General features: G+C 36.5%; 15 protein-coding genes. 11 read left to right on the forward strand and 4 right to left on the reverse strand.

What is annotated here, in order from left to right; all coding sequences use genetic code 11:
- Positions 1 to 7 precede the first annotated feature (7 nt).
- The gene (locus SPK86_RS05490; protein WP_284139211.1) at positions 8 to 1,387 is read left to right on the forward strand and encodes a PTS transporter subunit EIIC; all 1,380 of its coding nucleotides are present in this window, start codon (positions 8 to 10) and stop codon (positions 1,385 to 1,387) included.
- A 52-nt stretch (positions 1,388 to 1,439) separates the two neighbouring features.
- Positions 1,440 to 2,516 carry a DUF871 domain-containing protein gene (locus tag SPK86_RS05495; RefSeq protein ID WP_330948823.1) on the forward strand — a complete coding sequence of 359 codons (1,077 nt, stop codon included), beginning with the start codon at positions 1,440 to 1,442 and terminating at the stop codon, positions 2,514 to 2,516.
- A 198-nt stretch (positions 2,517 to 2,714) separates the two neighbouring features.
- On the opposite strand, the gene SPK86_RS05500 is transcribed toward SPK86_RS05495, so the two are convergent.
- From SPK86_RS05500 to SPK86_RS05510, 3 genes are all read right to left on the reverse strand, one after another.
- Positions 2,715 to 3,980: an exo-beta-N-acetylmuramidase NamZ family protein gene (locus tag SPK86_RS05500; RefSeq protein WP_330948824.1), complete on the reverse strand. Its 1,266-nt coding sequence runs from the start codon at positions 3,978 to 3,980 to the stop codon at positions 2,715 to 2,717.
- Between the two features lie 17 nt (positions 3,981 to 3,997).
- Positions 3,998 to 5,692 carry a serine hydrolase domain-containing protein gene (locus SPK86_RS05505; RefSeq protein WP_330948825.1) on the reverse strand — a complete coding sequence of 565 codons (1,695 nt, stop codon included), beginning with the start codon at positions 5,690 to 5,692 and terminating at the stop codon, positions 3,998 to 4,000.
- A 300-nt stretch (positions 5,693 to 5,992) separates the two neighbouring features.
- The gene (locus SPK86_RS05510; RefSeq protein WP_284139215.1) at positions 5,993 to 6,253 is read right to left on the reverse strand and encodes a helix-turn-helix domain-containing protein; all 261 of its coding nucleotides are present in this window, start codon (positions 6,251 to 6,253) and stop codon (positions 5,993 to 5,995) included.
- A 401-nt stretch (positions 6,254 to 6,654) separates the two neighbouring features.
- Between SPK86_RS05510 and SPK86_RS05515 the strand changes: the two genes are divergently transcribed.
- Together SPK86_RS05515 and SPK86_RS05520 are read left to right on the forward strand one after the other, a co-directional pair.
- A complete protein-coding gene (locus SPK86_RS05515) occupies positions 6,655 to 7,965 on the forward strand; it encodes a globin-coupled sensor protein (protein WP_330948826.1) in 1,311 nt (436 codons plus the stop codon).
- A gap of 259 nt (positions 7,966 to 8,224) precedes the next feature.
- Positions 8,225 to 9,049, forward strand: coding sequence for a flagellin N-terminal helical domain-containing protein (locus tag SPK86_RS05520; protein WP_284139217.1), 825 nt, complete (start codon positions 8,225 to 8,227; stop codon positions 9,047 to 9,049).
- 76 nt (positions 9,050 to 9,125) lie between these two features.
- On the opposite strand, the gene SPK86_RS05525 is transcribed toward SPK86_RS05520, so the two are convergent.
- Positions 9,126 to 10,394: a motility associated factor glycosyltransferase family protein gene (locus tag SPK86_RS05525; protein ID WP_330948958.1), complete on the reverse strand. Its 1,269-nt coding sequence runs from the start codon at positions 10,392 to 10,394 to the stop codon at positions 9,126 to 9,128.
- A gap of 133 nt (positions 10,395 to 10,527) precedes the next feature.
- On the opposite strand from SPK86_RS05525, the gene SPK86_RS05530 reads away from it, so the two are divergent.
- The 7 genes from SPK86_RS05530 to SPK86_RS05560 all read left to right on the forward strand — a co-directional run bounded on the left by SPK86_RS05530 (position 10,528) and on the right by SPK86_RS05560 (position 17,503).
- The gene (locus SPK86_RS05530; protein ID WP_284139218.1) at positions 10,528 to 11,136 is read left to right on the forward strand and encodes a hypothetical protein; all 609 of its coding nucleotides are present in this window, start codon (positions 10,528 to 10,530) and stop codon (positions 11,134 to 11,136) included.
- Positions 11,126 to 12,973: a motility associated factor glycosyltransferase family protein gene (locus SPK86_RS05535; RefSeq protein WP_330948827.1), complete on the forward strand. Its 1,848-nt coding sequence runs from the start codon at positions 11,126 to 11,128 to the stop codon at positions 12,971 to 12,973. Before SPK86_RS05530 ends, SPK86_RS05535 begins: the two co-directional genes overlap by 11 nt.
- A gap of 16 nt (positions 12,974 to 12,989) precedes the next feature.
- Positions 12,990 to 14,096 carry a DUF2920 family protein gene (locus tag SPK86_RS05540; protein WP_284139220.1) on the forward strand — a complete coding sequence of 369 codons (1,107 nt, stop codon included), beginning with the start codon at positions 12,990 to 12,992 and terminating at the stop codon, positions 14,094 to 14,096.
- Between the two features lie 103 nt (positions 14,097 to 14,199).
- Complete coding sequence (locus tag SPK86_RS05545; protein ID WP_330948828.1) at positions 14,200 to 14,835, forward strand: helix-turn-helix transcriptional regulator; 636 nt, start codon at positions 14,200 to 14,202, stop codon at positions 14,833 to 14,835.
- Positions 14,836 to 15,428: 593 nt separating this feature from the next.
- Positions 15,429 to 16,220: a flagellar motor stator protein MotA gene (gene motA, locus SPK86_RS05550; protein WP_330948829.1), complete on the forward strand. Its 792-nt coding sequence runs from the start codon at positions 15,429 to 15,431 to the stop codon at positions 16,218 to 16,220.
- Positions 16,204 to 16,989: a flagellar motor protein MotB gene (gene motB, locus SPK86_RS05555; protein WP_330948830.1), complete on the forward strand. Its 786-nt coding sequence runs from the start codon at positions 16,204 to 16,206 to the stop codon at positions 16,987 to 16,989. Before motA ends, motB begins: the two co-directional genes overlap by 17 nt.
- A gap of 49 nt (positions 16,990 to 17,038) precedes the next feature.
- Complete coding sequence (locus SPK86_RS05560) at positions 17,039 to 17,503, forward strand: chemotaxis protein CheX (protein WP_284139224.1); 465 nt, start codon at positions 17,039 to 17,041, stop codon at positions 17,501 to 17,503.
- Positions 17,504 to 17,524: the final 21 nt, after the last annotated feature.

Here is a 17,524-nt window from a genome sequence, read left to right on the forward strand (position 1 = left end):
GGTAGAAATGAGAAAAGAAGAGAAAATGGCTACAGACATATTAGAACAGGTAGGAGGCAAAGGAAATATACAACGAATCACTCACTGTATGACCAGACTCAGATTATCATTAAAAGACGATTCGAAAGCTAATTACGATGAGCTGAAGAAAGTAGACGGAGTGATGGGAGTAGTTGTAGACGAAACACTTCAAATTGTAATTGGTCCTGGTACAGTTAACCGTGTTGCTGAAGAAATGAGTCAAATAACTGGGTTAGGTGTTGGAGAAGATGCTGAGCCAGAATTAGACAATCTAACCTTTGAAGAAAAAGCAGCTTTGCAACATCACAATATGAAACAAAAAAACAAAACGCCATTTAAAAATTTTCTAAGAAGAATTGGGAATATATTCATACCACTTATTCCTGGTCTTGTTGCTTCCGGTATCATTAATGGAGGAGCCAACTTTGCAAAAAACGCTGGAGTAAGTCCTGAGGAAACATGGATGCAAATTTTGCTTTTACTTGGAAGCGGTATCTTTGCTTATCTAGCAATACTTGTTGGTTGGAATACTGCCAAAGAATTCGGCGGAACGCCAGTTCTCGGTGCAATTGCAGGTATGTTCTTATTTAATCCGATGCTAGCAGATATAACCATATATGGAGAGCCACTTGTTGCTGGCCGAGGCGGATTGTTTGGGGTGATTTTTGCAGCATGGCTCATGAGCTTTGTTGAAAAACGTGTACGTAAAGTGATTCCTGCAGCAGTAGACATTATTTTTACTCCTTTATTTACCGTATTAATTGTAGGTATTGTTTCCTTGTATGCGGTTATGCCAGTGGCAGGTGTTATATCGGATGGAATTACAAAAGGATTAACTGCATTAATAGAAGTAGGCGGACTAGTTGCTGGAGCAGTCTTAGCAGGGTTCTTCCTTCCGTTGGTAATGGTTGGCTTACATCATGGACTAACACCAATTCACTTAGAACTTATAAATACGTATGGTAATACGGCCTTACTAACAATCCTTGCTATGGCTGGAGCAGGTCAAGTAGGTGCAGCAATTGCAATTTATGTAAAGACGAAAAATCAACGTTTGCGAAATATCATTAAAGGGGGACTACCAGTTGGGTTTTTAGGTATTGGAGAACCACTGCTTTATGGAGTAACATTACCATTAGGACGTCCATTTATTACAGCATGTCTAGGGGCATCTTTTGGTGGAGCATTTCAAGCAGTTATGCATACTGCTGCAACTGGAATCGGCGTGTCAGGACTATCGCTAATCCCTTTAATTGATGATGGGAAATTTGTAATTTACTTCTTAGGACTAGTAATTTCGTATGCAGGCGGATTTTTCTTTACTTATTTATTTGGATTTAAAGAAGAAATGGCAAGAGATATATAGTATAAAGAAAAAGAGGGGGATTCCCCTCTTTTTCACGCAGGAGGTTATCGAAGTGATAGGGATATCCGTGTATTTAGGGAATGGTCCTATAAGTGACCAAGCTCCTTATATCCGAAAAATGAAGGAATGTGGATTTCAATCTATTTTTACATCCCTTCATATTCCAGAGGATGATCATTCAATTTATAGAAAACAATTATATGATTTAGGACTACTCGCTAAAGAATTGGAAATGGAGCTTATGGCTGATATTTCTCCAGCTTCGTTACAAACGCTAGGGTATGATTGGAGCAATGCTGAGAGATTGCTTGATTGGGGATTAACAGGGTTACGAATTGATTATGGTGTGGCAGAGGAAAATATTGTTCGTTTGTCGAAAAAAATGAAAATAGCGTTAAATGCAAGTACGATAACTCCGAAGCTAATAGATGAATTAAAACAAAAAGGATTAGTAGTAGAAAACGTTGAAGCATGGCATAATTATTACCCACGTCCGGAGACTGGGCTCGGCTGGACTGATTTTCAAAATAGAAATAGTTGGTTAAAAGATGAAGGGGTAGCTATCATGGCATTTATTCCCGGTGACCATACATTAAGAGGTCCACTATATAATACATTGCCTACTCTTGAAGCGCATCGAAACGCATCTCCATTTTCTTCATTCTTGGAACTGAAAAATAGAGGCAAAGTAGAGAAAATAATAATAGGCGATATTGAAATTAGTACGGATAGCTTAAAACAGTTTCAAGCATATAGGGATGGAGAAATATTGCTTCGTGCAGAACCAGTTAAGCTAAAAGATAAAAGTATAATACAGAAGGTAGCAGGGGTGCATACAAATCGTTCAGATAATGCGAGAGATTGTATTAGGTCAGTAGAGTCAAGGCACTATGCATCAATTGGCAAGGAATCAATCAAACCCGAAAATTGTATTGAACGTCCAAGGGGAACAATCACAATTGATAATGAGAATTATAGACGTTATCAAGGAGAATTACAGATTACATTGTCTAATTTGCCAGCTGATGAAAAAGTGAATGTGATAGGAAGGGTCATAGAAGATGACTTGCGTGTACTGCAATGGGTTTCTGGTGATCAAAAGTTTCGGATTCAATGGATGGAAGGATAAAAAGCTTAAAAAGAAACAATTTTCTATGGAGTTTTTAATAGAAAATGAATACTAAAAACGTGTTATTAATCAATGTTCGACTATCATGTAAGGTAAAGTGTATAAACAATAAAGTTGAGTTAAAGCCTTAACTCTATGAAATTTAGAGTTAAGGCTTTAGTTTTTTAAAAAGGAAAAATGTCACTCGTATCTTTCCTTCTATCTATACAATAAATAGTCTTTTCGAAGATGTTTGAACGCTTTTAATTCATTTTTCCATCTCCTTTCAATTGCTGCAACAGATGTTCCACGTTCGATTTCCTCTCGAACCCATCCGTTTCCGATCAAATTGTCAAAGAATGAAATACCAGCGCTATTTTCCGCTCTAAACTGAAAATCGTCTGGATACATATCATGCAATGTTTTAACGATATGCAATCCGGTAGTAACAGGATCGTAAACTTTTTTATTCGTTACATGGATTTGAATTCCATGACTTAATGTCCCACTATGCTTTGAAAAAGTTGGTGTAAAGGAGGCTGCTCGAAACCTTACCCCAGGAATGTGTATATTGTTCATTGCCTCAGCAAAAGCTGTACTATTAATAAATGGTGCTCCAATTAGTTCAAAAGGTTTCGTAGTTCCTCTTCCTTCTGATATATTTGTCCCTTCAATTAATGCTGCGCCAGGATAAACAAAGGCAGTATCAAGTGTAGGCATATTTGGAGATGGTAGAACGAATGAGAGTGGTGTATCCGAGTAATCCATTGATCGTTTCCATCCGTTCATTTTGATTACCGTTAAATCTGCATCAATGTCATATGCTTCATTAAATAGGAGTGCTAATTCTCCTACAGTCATTCCATGTCGAAGTGGAATAGGATAGTTGCCAACAAAGGATTTATATGCCGGGTCTAGTACAGGACCTTCTACTTTTTGACCTCCTAAAGGATTAGGACGATCTAAAACAACAAAAGGGATATTGTTTTCTTGGGCTGCTTCCATGGCATAGGCCATCGTATAGATATACGTATAAAATCGAGTGCCAACATCTTGAATATCAAAGAGAAGAAGATCGACATTTTCAAGCATCTCTGGAGTTGGCTTTCGGGTTTTCCCGTATAAACTGTATACAGGAAGCCCTGTTTGTTCATCAATATAGTATTCAACATATTCTCCTGCCTGTGCATCACCACGGACACCATGCTCAGGTCCGTATAAAGCAGTTAATTCGATTTCTGGATCCTTGTAAAGAACATCCACAATGCTATTTAATTGTTGATCAACACCTGTTGGATTAGTAATTAGTCCTATTCGCTTTCCTTTAACTAAATCTTTTTGGTCGCTTAATAAAGCTTCTACACCAAGCTGGAAAGATTGTTTTTTTCCTTTACCGTTCGTTGCTGGTGTATCTTGAGCAACCAAATACGTAAATGAAATACACGCGAAGATTAAAGTTAACAGAGTCATCCATGTTTTTTTCATGAGCCTTATCCCTCCTGTTAATAATTTCGTTCGATCCAGCCGTCTGCATTCCATTGAATCCATTCTTTTAGACCAGAGGCATAGGATAGAGACGTATTTGTGATATAGATACCTCGTCCATTGTAATACGTATCTGTTTGGTAGCGAATACGAATATGCGTTGTATCCTTTGGAATGACGACGTGGTCGGTTTCCCAATCTCTGCTATTTCCTGTGTAAGTTAATACAGTTGACCAATGATCACCATCATTGGAAACTTCCACATAACCAATATCCGCATTCTCTTCTGTACGATACCAGGCCTGAAATGACAGCAATGCATCTTTCTTCAAGGAAACGGTCGTGGTGAGCTGATGATCAATATTGCTTCCATAGCCAGAAAACCAAGCCTTTGTTTTTTTAGAAGGCATTGCAACAGGGATAGCATCTGCGACCTGTTGTGCCAGCTGTCTGCGTGCAGGGTTGGTAGAAACCGTGTTTCGGGTCGGATGCACGCGATTCGTTAGAAGGATTGCAATTGTTCCGTTGTTTGGACTGACCACGATTGATGTTCCAGTATAACCTGTATGTCCCATCGTAGCTTTATCTGTTAGACCATCCATATACCACATTTGATTAAGCTCCCAGCCGAGACCATGATCATCACCTGGGAAATTTGGAAGCTGGTTTTCAGTAAGAAGTTCAATCGTACTTGGTTTTAAAATTTGCTTTCCACCGTAAGACCCTTTATTTACATACATATGTGCGAGCTTAGCTAAATCATAAGCGGTGGAAAAAACACCTGCATGTCCAGCAACCCCTTCTAATGCCCATGCTTTTTCATCGTGAACAGTTCCCCAAACAATCCCTCGTCCTGTCCAAGGTTGAAATTCAGTTGCTGCTATTCGTTCCTTTAAATATGCTGGTGGATTGTACATGGTATCTGTCATTCCTAATGGTTCAATGATAGCTCCTTTTACATATTCATCCTGTCTGAGACCTGAAAGCCGTTCAATTAATACACCAAGTGTAATCATATTCAAATCACTATACGTATATGTTGTTCCAGGAGTGTTAGCTAAAGGATAGCGCAGTACATATTGTAACTTAGTTTCCCGATCTCCCTCTACATCATAAACAGGTGCGCTCGGTGCAAATCCGGAAGTATGCGTCATGAGCTGACGAATCGTAACTTCTTCCTTTCCATTATGAGCAAACTCCGGAAGATAAGCTGCAACAGGATCATCTAAGTCGTACAAACCTTCTTCATAAAGTTTCATTGCAGCTGTTGTCGTGAATATTTTACTAATCGAGGCGAGATCAAATATCGTGTCACGTTTCATTTGAATTGGTTCTTCTGCTTCTGTAAAGCGATCATCTTTGTATAGATAACTATGTCCATAAGCTTTATGTTGAACAATATGTCCTCGTCGAGCTACAAGAGTCACTGCTCCAGGCATTGTGCCATTCTCAATCATTCCTTCCATAACGCTATCAATTTCTTGTAGCGGCTCTTCTCGCATGCCAGCACCCGACGCAGAACCTGGGTGGAGAACAGGTGACAGTCTTCCGGGCTTGTCCCAAGGAAATGGATATTGCGTCGTTTTTTTCGAAGGGACGACTATTTCCCTTTGATTTGTTTCATAGGTCTGATTGAAACCAAGTGCATCATTAGGGATTATTATGATAAGCAACAATAAGCTGGAAATGATAGATAAAAACTTTTTATACATCCTAGATATACCCCCCTTTTATCAATGAAAGTGCTTTCATAATTAAACATAAGCGATTGAAATTAAATGCGTCCATCCATCTTATGTCTTAAAAAAGTTGGGAAAGTAAATATAATGAGGGAAAAAGAAGTAGGAATTTGGTAGAGGAAAGTATCTAGATTTTTTTAACAGTAATTAAAGAAGAGGCCCCAAGAAGGAAGCCTGTTGAATGTTATTATTGCCCATTATGTAGGAATAAAAGATGATGATATAAAGACATGTTTTTACGAGCGCTTACATTATGAAGAATAGGCGCTAAAATTACTTTGTTTTAAGCGGACTTATTTCCGCATTCGCATCATTGATTAGCTCTTTTACTGGTACGTTTAAAGCAGATGCAAGCTTGTAAAGGTTCAAAATAGAGACATTTCGTTTCCCGTTTTCTATTTCTGTGTAGTAGGACCGAGAAAATCCTGCTGATTCAGAAAGCTCCTCTTGTGTAAATCCTTTTTCTAATCGATAGAACTTTAAATGATCACCAACTAATTTTAAGAATAACAATTCAGATTGCGTATATGCCATTTCAATCACCATACCTTTGCTGTGTTTTTTATATGCTTTAATGCTGGTGGGTATATATTCCTATTATTACACCATAATTTATTAAATAGGTCTAAATAACTATTATTATAAATATTACAACATAATGACGATGAATCCACCTGTTTTAAGTGACATTAAAGAAGCGTTTGCGGTAATAGAATTTAGTTCGGAGCACCTGCTTTAAACTAAGAATTCGAGGCGTTATTAAATAATTACTCTTCTACTTCTTATATCGGTACATATTGCATGAATATGTAAAAAAAATTTAAAAATTATTTATTATTTATTCATAATTGGAAAATTAATCCTGGGTATAAAGTTTTATATTAAAAAAACCGATAAATAACAGGGAACATTACTTTTAAAATGAGGAGAATTTCATGAAAACCAAGCTATTTCAAAAAAAAGCATCACGAACAAAAGGAAATACATTGGAGGGGTTATTAGAGGAAGCATCACCACAGCTTCATGTGACAAAGGGAAGCGATTTAGAAAAACAATTAAAAATGCTAGATTTATCGCTTGAAGATTTGGCTATTGCTCAAGTTTTAAAGCCATTTGTAGAAAAAGACGTATCACAGATTGTAGATCATTTTTATCAAAACCTGGAGCATAATCCAAAACTATTGGAACTGATTAGCGCAAACAGCTCGATTAGTCGTTTGAAAACGACATTAACGAAACATATTGTTGAAATGTTTAATGGCGTATTAGATGAAGATTATATGAAAAAGCGCATGATAATTGCAAAAATTCATGTCAAAATAGGCTTAACCCAAAAGTGGTATATCGCTTCCTTTGAGAAAATCTTTAATGGTCTAATGGAAATACTGATAAAGCAATTCCATTTACAAAAAGATCGTGTAAACATTCTAAAAGTAATTAATAAGCTATTAAATTTAGAACAGCAGGTTGTATTAGAAGCCTATGATGAAGAAGCAAATCGTGAAAGGGAGGAAGTTTCTGCAGCGAAATCACGATTAATTCAGCAGCTTGACGATACAGCAACTGATCTCGGACGAATGACAGAGGATACGACTGCTTCTTTACAAGAGATGACTGCGCAAATTGGAACAATTACAGCGAATGCAAAGGTAAGTACAGAGGTTGCTGAAGGCGCATTACATGCTGCTGTAGATGGGAAAATGCGTATAGGAGAAATGGAACATTCACTACAACGCGTTAATGTAAGTGCAAGCAAAGTAATTGAGGATATGGAAGGATTAGAAGCACGCTCAACACAAATAAAAGAAATCATCCAAATTGTAAAATCTATTGCAGAGCAAACGAACTTGCTTGCACTAAATGCTTCTATTGAGGCCGCAAGAGCGGGAGAATATGGCAGAGGGTTTGCGGTCGTTGCCGATGAAATACGCAAATTATCCGAACAAACAGCGCATTCTGTTACAGATGTTACAGAGCTCGTAAATCAAACAAACACACAAATTACGTTAAGTGCAGCTTCCATTAAAGAGGTGGAAGGTCATCTTACAGGAATGGGCGTACGTTTAAAGGAAGCAGAGCAAACATTTACGACGATTCATGAAGGGATGGTTAATACGGAACAAAGCAATGAAAGCATTCAACAGGATTTAGAGAGCTTTGATGAAGTGATTTGTCAAATTGCTGAGGGAGCGACGACGGTTACCGAGACGATTGATCAATTAAATCAAATGATTGAAAATGGTTGAGTTCAATGAAAGCATAATTTCTTCAATCTACAAGGATTTTTCAATTAAAATAGATTTTCTAAAAAAAAATAAAAAAACTATTAAACATTTTTTGTGGGATGCCGATAATAATAATGAAACATGTTAAACGTGCTTTTTTAAAAAGGCATGCAGCCATGATTTCACTTTAAATGGGTAATAACTCTCTATAGAGTTGTTATATATGCGAGACACAAGGATGTGGATCGTAAAACTAAAAATACATGGAGGTAGATTAATCATGAGAATTAATCACAACATTGCGGCACTTAATACGTACCGCCAACTATCAGGTAATAACACACAAGTACAAGGATCTTTAGAAAAGCTTTCTTCCGGTCTTCGTATTAACAAAGCTGGAGATGACGCTGCTGGTCTAGCAATCTCTGAAAAAATGCGTGGACAAATCAGAGGTCTTGAAATGGCTTCTAAAAACGCACAAGATGGTATTTCTTTAATCCAAACTGCTGAAGGTGCTTTAAACGAAACACACAGCATTTTACAACGTATGCGTGAACTAGCTGTTCAAAGTGCTAGTGATACAAACACTACAAGTGACCGTGCAGAGCTTCAAAAAGAAGTTGACCAATTAGTAGAAGAAATCGATCGTATTGCAAACAATACAGAATTCAACACGAAGAAATTACTTGACGGTTCTTTAAGTGGAGCAGCTAATGCTTTAACTTTCCACATTGGAGCTAACTCTGGTCAATCTATTACACTAGAAATCGCTTCTATGACTGCAAGTGGATTAGGTGTAAGCGGACTTTCAATTAGTGGTCAAGCTACTGCAAACACAGCGATTACTACAATCCAAACAGCAATTGATGCAGTATCTGCTGAGCGTGCGAAGCTTGGTGCTAACCAAAACCGCCTAGAGCATACAATCAACAACCTAGGTGCTTCTGCTGAAAACCTAACTGCTGCTGAGTCTCGTATCCGTGACGTTGACATGGCAAAAGAAATGATGGCATTCACGAAGAACAACATTCTTACTCAAGCTGCACAAGCTATGCTTGCACAAGCTAACCAACAACCACAAGGTGTTCTTCAACTACTTCGTTAAGACATATGAAGCAAAAAATGCGTTCCATATTTTATGGAACGCATTTTTTCATGTTTTTAAAGGTTAACTTTATACGCTACTTTTTTATCGCATTTTCAACAAATGTTTGTAAAGAAACATGCTGCCAATGATTAATGTATGCGCCACCTTCTGTACAGTTATATAATGCAAGATTCGGATGCGTTTTCGCATATTGTTCAAACCATTTTCGATAAATTGATAAGTTTCTTGCCGTAGGAATCATTTTTTCACCGTAATAGTCAAGTGTTTCGTGTAAAGTGGATGAAGTATCAATAGCACGGTGTAGATGTGCCCCTTGTACATGACTTGCTCCATCGGTAAATGCTAGATCCTGTCCAGCAAGAGCGATTTGCTCTGCACCAAAATAAACCATCAAATCAAGTAGTGCTGTAGCAACAGAGCCACCGGTTTCGATTAATGGGTCGTCACAATTTTTAGCATACTCCTCTGCAGGGAGAAAACCGCGTTGCCACATTATATATTTAGGCCCTTGATGTAGGGCAACTGTCTCATGGTACGCTGTACTCAAGTAAAATAAAGGTGTATTCGGCAAACAAACGTCGTTTAACTGGCTTGTTGTTTGTGGATTCGCATCAATTAAGCAAAAAAAGTCAGGTGTTATTCCATGTGCTAGTAAAGGCTTTAATGCAGTACCGACCGCTCCTAGAATAAATTTATCTTCCTGTTGAATCTCCTTTAATCGCTTCATATGTTTATTTAAGGAAGGACCAGCTGAGATCAATATCATTGGTGAACCTTTATATTTATTTTTAAAGGTGGCAATTCCTTTAAAGGTTGTTTTTGTATTCAGCTTAAAATTTTCTTCTAGCCTCTTAAGCTGATTATGGAGTGAATTATTTTGAAATTGAATGTCTTCTAGCATTGTTCTAATTGTGGCAAATCTGGTCGGGATGATATCCAACCCGCTTTTATGTATGAGCAAATTACGCGTTGAAATATTTGTGAAAAGCCCTTCTTGCTGTTCTTTTGATAATGTCGGAAAACAAATATGCTCTACGTTCGCTTTGTCTTTAATAGGGGGCATGAATTCGCTTTTCTGGAACCATGTAAAGTACGTTTCATTAAATTCGAGTACACGAATTGGAAGATTAGGTATCGCGTCGGCAAGCTTTAAAATATGATAGCCAGCACCAGTTCCAACCACAGTCACTTCTTTGTCTTTATTTAAATGTTTTCGTGCATTTTCTACCCAAGCATCTGCCTCGCGAAGTGGATTATACTTACTATGAAATATGAGCGGGCTTGATGCATCTGTATGTTCAACTTTTATTGTTGGTACGGTTTTTGTATCTATTATTGTCATACGCAAGGAAAACACCTCCACTCTCTACTATATTTGTTTTCTATTTGTCTGTCACGAAAAAATCATGGTGTGTGCTTGAAAGTCGATTCGAACTATCCGATAATAATAGAAAAGACATTACCTGGAGGATACTATGCAATTACAAATAAATAATGAATTTATGGTGCTCGATAATAAGGAAAATGCAATCCAAGTCATTTATGAACAAGTTAATAAATTGATAGAAGAAAAGGAACTCGTTTTTAGTCACTTACTTGTAGATGGCATCGAAGTATATGAAAAGCATGAGGAATACTTTAATGCGCATGGCGATTCCATTCAATTGGTTGAGGTTATTGTTAAAACGAAAAAAGAAATGCTATGGGAAACAATGCAATCTATAAATAATTATTTGAATGGTGCTGTACCTGCACTAAAAGAATTAGTAGATGCAAGCTATGAACAATTTACCGACAAAACATGGAATGGAATTGATCAATTAGCAGAAGGCATGCAATGGATTTTACAATTTATGGCGACAACGAAATCGATTGAGCAAAAGCCAGCACATTGGGAAGATGTAGAGAAGGCCATCACTGCATGTGAAAAAAGCTTTCAACAATTAATGGAAGCAATTGAGATGCAGGATTTTATCTTGATCTCAGATATTCTTTCTTATGAAGTCACGCCAGCACTTGAGATGTTAGCAGCTAGTTTAGCTGTTTCTTTAGAAGACAAGGAGTATTTAAATTATGCTAATTGATAATACACTGTTTTTACGAAATAGATTCCCACAGCTTCGTAAAACGATGTTAGAGAATGAATATAACATAGCTGATTTTCAAGTTATTGATTCCAAATCAGGGCCAAAAACGATTCAAGTAGAGATAGAATCAGACAAGCAGCGAATGATCCATAGCATGTATGATCCTGTTCGTGAAGCAGAGCGAATTATTGCTTCTCATGCTGACACGATTACGGAGGATACACATGTCTTTTTTTATGGGATAGGAATGGGATATCATGTCGAAAGATTTATCTCTCAATTTCCTGGGAACTCGTATTCGTTGTTTGAGCCCGTTCCAGAAATTTTCTCAGCAATGACAGCGAATAAATTGTTACAGGAGATGGCGACAGAGAACTTAAAGGCGCTTTACATTGATTATCCGAATAATACGGATGCATATATTCACGAATTTCAACGGAATAACAAAGCGATACATATCATTATGTTGCCAAGCTATGAAACTGTTTTTCCAGAACAAACGAAAAAATTCCGTGAAAAGATTAAACAAGCGATATTGGATCGACGGACAAACTTATATACAAATGTGAATTACCAAAAAAGATGGATCAAAAATAGTTTTCTAAATTTTGAACATGTATTACAGACACCAAATCTACTTCATGATGATATAGGAAAGCAATTCGAGGGGAAGCCTGCTATTATCGTGTCGGCGGGACCATCCTTAAAAGAAGAAATCGATAATATAAGATATATTAAGGAACATAATCTTGCTTATATTTTTTCGGTAGGGTCTGCAATAAATTCCTTGCTTGAGTTTGACATATTACCAGATGCAGTATTTACCTATGATCCAAGTGAGACGAATCAAAACGTATTTAAAAAAATGATTGAGAAAGGTATTGAAGACATTCCAATGGTGTTTGGCTCTAGTGTAGGCTATGAAACATTACAGAAATACAAGGGGCCGAAAATGCATTTTATTACGACACAGGATCGAACATCCTTCTACTTCTTGGAAGACCAATTAAATGTTGAAAAAGATTTAATACTTGATGCCCCATCTATCGCTGTTATGACATTTCAAATATTAAATAAGCTTGGGGCTTCGCCAATTATATTTGCAGGTCAGAACCTTGGCTATTTACATAATCGCCTTTATTCAGAAGGAGTTACATACGATCATATCCAATCAACAATTGACAAAGAACAGTTAGAACATGCTATTACAACGCTTGATGTGTATGGAAATGAAATTAAAACGAATGTTGGCTTTAATAAAATGCGAGAAGGTATTGAAAGCTTTGCTGATTACTATAAAGCAACTCGGTTTATCAATACAACAAAGGGTGGCGCAGCAATTAAAGGCGTTCCTTTTCAACCATTAGAAGAAGTCATTCAATCATTGCTAGACAAACCACTTGACACGAAAATCGACGCCAAGCTGGTACCAAGTTATGAAAAGAAAGGAATTCAGAAGAAATATACGGAGCTTCAAAAAAGTATCCAATCGTTTCATGCTTTATTGAAACGATTTGAAGGGTTAATTGTACAAATAAAGACTTCTACCGCAAAGAAACAGAGAGTTGAAATGCAAAAGCATTTACAAAGCTTTGATTCCCTTTATGCGGAAATGGTTAAAAATACGTATTTTAACTATTTTCTTTCTTATTTTATACGTGTGCATGTAACCTTTTTATCCAACGAAATTAATGAATTGAATGGAGAAAGGGATTTTCTTATCAAGGGAAAACGAATTGCGGCATCCTTTGCCACTTTTCTACAACAATGTAAAAATGGAAGTAGGGAATTAGAAGACTTGATACCAAGCGTTATCGAAGGTATACAAGACTAGTATTGGAGGAACTGCTTTGGCTATTGAGCATCAATTTTCACTGCCTGCACATTATAATATTTACACAGAATCACAAGAACCACGAAACCTTCAAGTTTATTTTACAGAGCCTTCAAATGGAATAAATGAAAACACAGGTATCCTAATAACTATTCCAGGTTTTGGAGGCAATGCACAATCAAAAGTGTATAAAAAAATGCGTTTACAATTTGCCGATAAGTATAATCTTGTTGTTATTCAGTGTGATTACTTTGGTAATGCCTATATGCAAAAGGCGAAAGAAGTTCGTTTAGCAGAAAAAGAGATGGATGCATTAAAACAGAAGCTGCCAGATAAACACAAAGATTTACTTGAAAAAGAAGGTTTGACGGAGCATGTACTAGAAGTACTGTCTCATACGTTACCCGCGTTACTTGTAACCGAGGTCATGGATGAGAATGTTCATTCCTTTAATGATATGGGGTTTATGCAAGCGTTGGACATATTATCTTCCTTTTATGCAGTCCGAGCTATTTTAAAGGATAATGGGTTATCCTTTAACGAGCATAAAGTAATAGCATATGGTCATTCACATGGTGCGTATTTAGCTTATTTATGTAATCGAATGGCTCCTCAGCTATTTTCTTTAATCATTGATAATTCTGCATGGTTGAAGCCAGTATACATTGAAACACCGAGATTTTTAGTTCAAGAGATAGCGGGGCTAAAACTGTATATTAAGTTTCCTTATTTTGCAAATACCTTCCAGTATGATAAAGCTGTATTAAATTTAACAACGCTTTATAAAGGGTTTAATAACAACGCTAACATCATATGTTATCAAGGTATATCAGACGAACTAGTTAATATGAATGATAAAAGAAGGTTTTGTGATTCGATTGCGCATTGTCAATTTCGTCTCATAGATAATTCGAAGGTAGATCATTCTACTTTCTATTCAACTGGTCATGGTCTTCATGCAGATTTTATAAAGCTGTTTGAGTGTGTTATGGGAGAAAATACAGTAACTTTTGAAAAAAAACCATTCAAGCATCGAGGTAAAATTGTTATCCAATCTAGTAAAAAAAATTATGTAATAGATTATGCCAATGACTTACCGATAATGCATGTATTAAACGCATAGTGTTTCATTCTTTTTCCAATATCATACATTTGCGTTTTCTTGCTCCGTACGAGAACAACGTTTACAATATACATTGTGATTTTTTTTAGGGAGTGAAAAGATATTGGGTAATATTGTAATCATTAATAGATATAAAACAATGGCGGAGGGACTTGTCCAAGTTATTGAAAGAGAACTGCCAACCTTCACTTGTAAATTGTATGATGATACATTGCAAGAAAATCTAGAACAGAAATCATACCAATGTAATTTAGCTATCATTCATGAAGAATATGATGGAGATGTAGATGGATTGATTTTTTTCTTTCAAGAAAATAATGTACCAATTGCAGTTATGATGACAGATGAGAAAAGTGAGAATCGAGAGAAATTTTTTCAAATGCATCTTCATGGTTATCTGCTCTTACATATGGAAAAAGAAGAGATTATGCAATCGATTAAAATAATGGTTCAAGGCAATACATATATTCATCCATTGCTTTCACAAAGACTACTGAAGGATTATCGTTCAACTTTTCAGTGTAAAAAACAACGTCCAATAGGCCTGTTAACGAGAAGAGAATGGATCATTCTTGAGGAAATGGCGCTTGGATATAATAGTGATGAAATCGCGCTTAAGCATTATATCTCTAGACATACAGTAACGAATCATGTTACATCAATTAAGAAAAAGTTAAAAGTTAAGGATCGAACGAATGCTATTTTAATGGCAGTTAAAAATAAATGGGTAAGTTTATAGCATAAAAAAACAGAAGTAGGCTACATAGGGCACTGAAAAAGTCCTCTGGAACTATTGCGAGAAAGAAACGATTTGTCGTTTTCCTTTCTCGCTTTTTTTATTTAAAAAAAGATGCATGTTTAACAGTTAAATATACCTAGAACCCCTTTAATTACAGACTTTTCTCATGCGTATTATCTCTTTGATAGGTCTTAATATCTATGAATGAATTTTCAGTTAATTCTTTCTATTACAAAATACCTACATATTGATTGGAATCTGTCCGATATATAATACAGGGACTAGACAAGTTGTCTACTACAAAAATGTTCATGCTAAATAAAGGAGAATAATAGTTTTAGGGTGAAAATATCGAAAAATAATGTTCTTATCTAACGAACTATAAATAGAAAATCATTTGTTGGAAGAACGAAATAAAGCTGATTTTGTATGTTAAAAAGAAAAACCATTTGAAAGGGTGGAACATAAAAATAAGAGGCAGAGTCACATAGTTGTGATGAATAAATCGTTGCCAAATGAAAAACATGCTGCTTATGTTTGGCTATGGAATGATAAAACATAGTCATTTTTAAATAGAAAATGGAGGGTAACACATGGATAAGACATCATGGATAGGAATTATTTTAGGAATTGTAGCTGTTGGGGTCGGGATGGTATTAAAAGGAGTACAAGTTATTGCACTATTTAATCCAGCCGCGATATTAATTATATTTTTAGGAACTGCAGCATCTGTATTAATTGCATTTCCTGCATCAGCAATTCGAAAGGTACCTATGTTAATCAAAAAGGTGTTCGTAGAAGAAAAACAACAAAATGTAAAGGATTTAATTGTTATGTTCACGGAGTGGGCAGAACAAACGCGAAAAGAAGGAATTTTATCTCTCGAAAAGCAGGTTACAAGTGTAAATGATGCTTTTTTAGCTTCTGGTTTGCAGCTATCTATCGATGGGCAAACACCGGATTTTATTCGTGAAATCATGCTAGAAAAGATTGAAGCAATGGAAAGACGACATCAGGAAGGTGCCGCTATTTTCACACAAGCGGGTACATATGCCCCGACATTAGGGGTATTAGGAGCAGTTATTGGATTAATCGCGGCTTTAGGCGATCTAGCGGATATGGAAACATTGGGAGCCGCTATTTCAGCTGCTTTTATTGCTACATTGTTCGGTATTTTTACTGGATATGTGCTTTGGCATCCCTTTGCAAATAAGTTGAAAGAAAAATCAAAGCGAGAGATTGAAATAAAAGAAATCATGGTTGAAGGGATATTATCCATTACAAACGGAGATTCAGCTATCGTTGTTCGAGACAAGCTTAGCTCTTATTTGTCAACAAAGGAATATGAAGCAGTAAGGATGGAAGCCGATGCGCCGGAAAAATAAGCAAAAACACGAAGAAGAGATGAGTGAAAGCTGGTTACTACCGTATGCGGACCTCCTTACATTATTGCTTGCCTTGTTTATTGTTTTATTTGCTATGAGTGAAGTCAATGTTCAAAAATATGAAGACCTGGCGGCAGTTTTTAAAAGTGAGTTTTCTGGTGGGAAGGGTCCATTGGATAGTGGATCAGATGCGGTCGAATTAAAAAAAGATTCAGGTAAAACAGATGAAAAAGCGAAGAAGGATGCGAAACAACAGGAGCTTGAGCATTTACAAACACTTCAAATGCAAATTAATGGTTATATCGAAGAACGAAACTTAACAGAGGCCATTGCGACAAAGCTCACGGACGAAGGCTTGTTAATTTCGATTTTGACGGATGTCACCTTTGAAAGTGGTCGTGCAACAGTAAATGACGATGGGAAAAAGATTGCGAAAGAAGTTTCTGCTTTTCTCGTTACCAATCCACCACATGAAATTGTTATTAGTGGACATGCGGATGATCGACCAATTCATAATGCTGTGTTTGCATCAAACTGGGAATTAAGTGTTATTCGCGCTGTAAATTTTATGAAGCTTGTACTGGAGAACAAGGAGTTAGATCCAGAAAGGTTTAGTGCGAAAGGGTTTGGAGATAATCGTCCAATTGTACCAAATACAACAACTGAAAACATGGCGAAAAATAGACGCGTAGAAGTACTTATATTGCCAAATGTAGAAATAACAACAGATAAAGCAACAACCGATGATAAAAAACAAGAAACGAAATAGAAAAATATTGTTTCTGAAGAAAAAGGAAGAATTAAAGGAGTTTTTGTTTATGACAATCACAACGGAAAGAACGAAAGGTCAAATAATTACAGCACTACTTAATGCAACGGTTGTTGGGTTAAAAACGGTTGTACCTGTAAATCATCAATTAAGCAAACCCGAATTGCTAGGGAATTCACTTCATCTTCAATATGGCGTATTAATTGGAGTAACTGGTGATGTAAAAGGAAAGCTCATTTTTGCTGGTGATACAAATTTGTTTGCCAAGCTTGGTGAAGGAATGTTTGGAATGCCTTTAGAAGGCGATATGCTTGCTTCCTTTAGTGGTGAGCTAGGAAATATGTTAGCAGGAAGCATTGCAACGACGATTGCTAAGGATGGTATCCAAACAGATATTACCGCCCCAACGATTATGCAAGGAAAAACGACATTGTCTGGGTATGAAAAAGCTTTACATCTAACAACAAATTTTGAAAACACAGGAGTAATGGATATTTATTTACTACTTGATTAAAGCTCACGAGCAGGTTTATTC

The sequence above is a fragment of the Virgibacillus sp. MG-45 genome (assembly GCF_036409425.1).
Classification (GTDB): domain Bacteria; phylum Bacillota; class Bacilli; order Bacillales; family Amphibacillaceae; genus LDC-1.

Bases quoted from the DNA above. Each gene is read 5' to 3' on its own strand.
- SPK86_RS05490 (WP_284139211.1), top strand. From the start codon at position 8: ATGAGAAAAGAAGAGAAAATGGCTACAGACATATTAGAACAGGTAGGA.
- SPK86_RS05500 (WP_330948824.1), bottom strand. From the start codon at position 3,980: ATGAAAAAAACATGGATGACTCTGTTAACTTTAATCTTCGCGTGTATT.
- SPK86_RS05505 (WP_330948825.1), bottom strand. From the start codon at position 5,692: ATGTATAAAAAGTTTTTATCTATCATTTCCAGCTTATTGTTGCTTATC.
- SPK86_RS05510 (WP_284139215.1), bottom strand. From the start codon at position 6,253: ATGGCATATACGCAATCTGAATTGTTATTCTTAAAATTAGTTGGTGAT.
- SPK86_RS05515 (WP_330948826.1), top strand. From the start codon at position 6,655: ATGAAAACCAAGCTATTTCAAAAAAAAGCATCACGAACAAAAGGAAAT.
- SPK86_RS05520 (WP_284139217.1), top strand. From the start codon at position 8,225: ATGAGAATTAATCACAACATTGCGGCACTTAATACGTACCGCCAACTA.
- SPK86_RS05525 (WP_330948958.1), bottom strand. From the start codon at position 10,394: ATGACAATAATAGATACAAAAACCGTACCAACAATAAAAGTTGAACAT.
- SPK86_RS05530 (WP_284139218.1), top strand. From the start codon at position 10,528: ATGCAATTACAAATAAATAATGAATTTATGGTGCTCGATAATAAGGAA.
- SPK86_RS05535 (WP_330948827.1), top strand. From the start codon at position 11,126: ATGCTAATTGATAATACACTGTTTTTACGAAATAGATTCCCACAGCTT.
- motA (WP_330948829.1), top strand. From the start codon at position 15,429: ATGGATAAGACATCATGGATAGGAATTATTTTAGGAATTGTAGCTGTT.
- motB (WP_330948830.1), top strand. From the start codon at position 16,204: ATGCGCCGGAAAAATAAGCAAAAACACGAAGAAGAGATGAGTGAAAGC.
- SPK86_RS05560 (WP_284139224.1), top strand. From the start codon at position 17,039: ATGACAATCACAACGGAAAGAACGAAAGGTCAAATAATTACAGCACTA.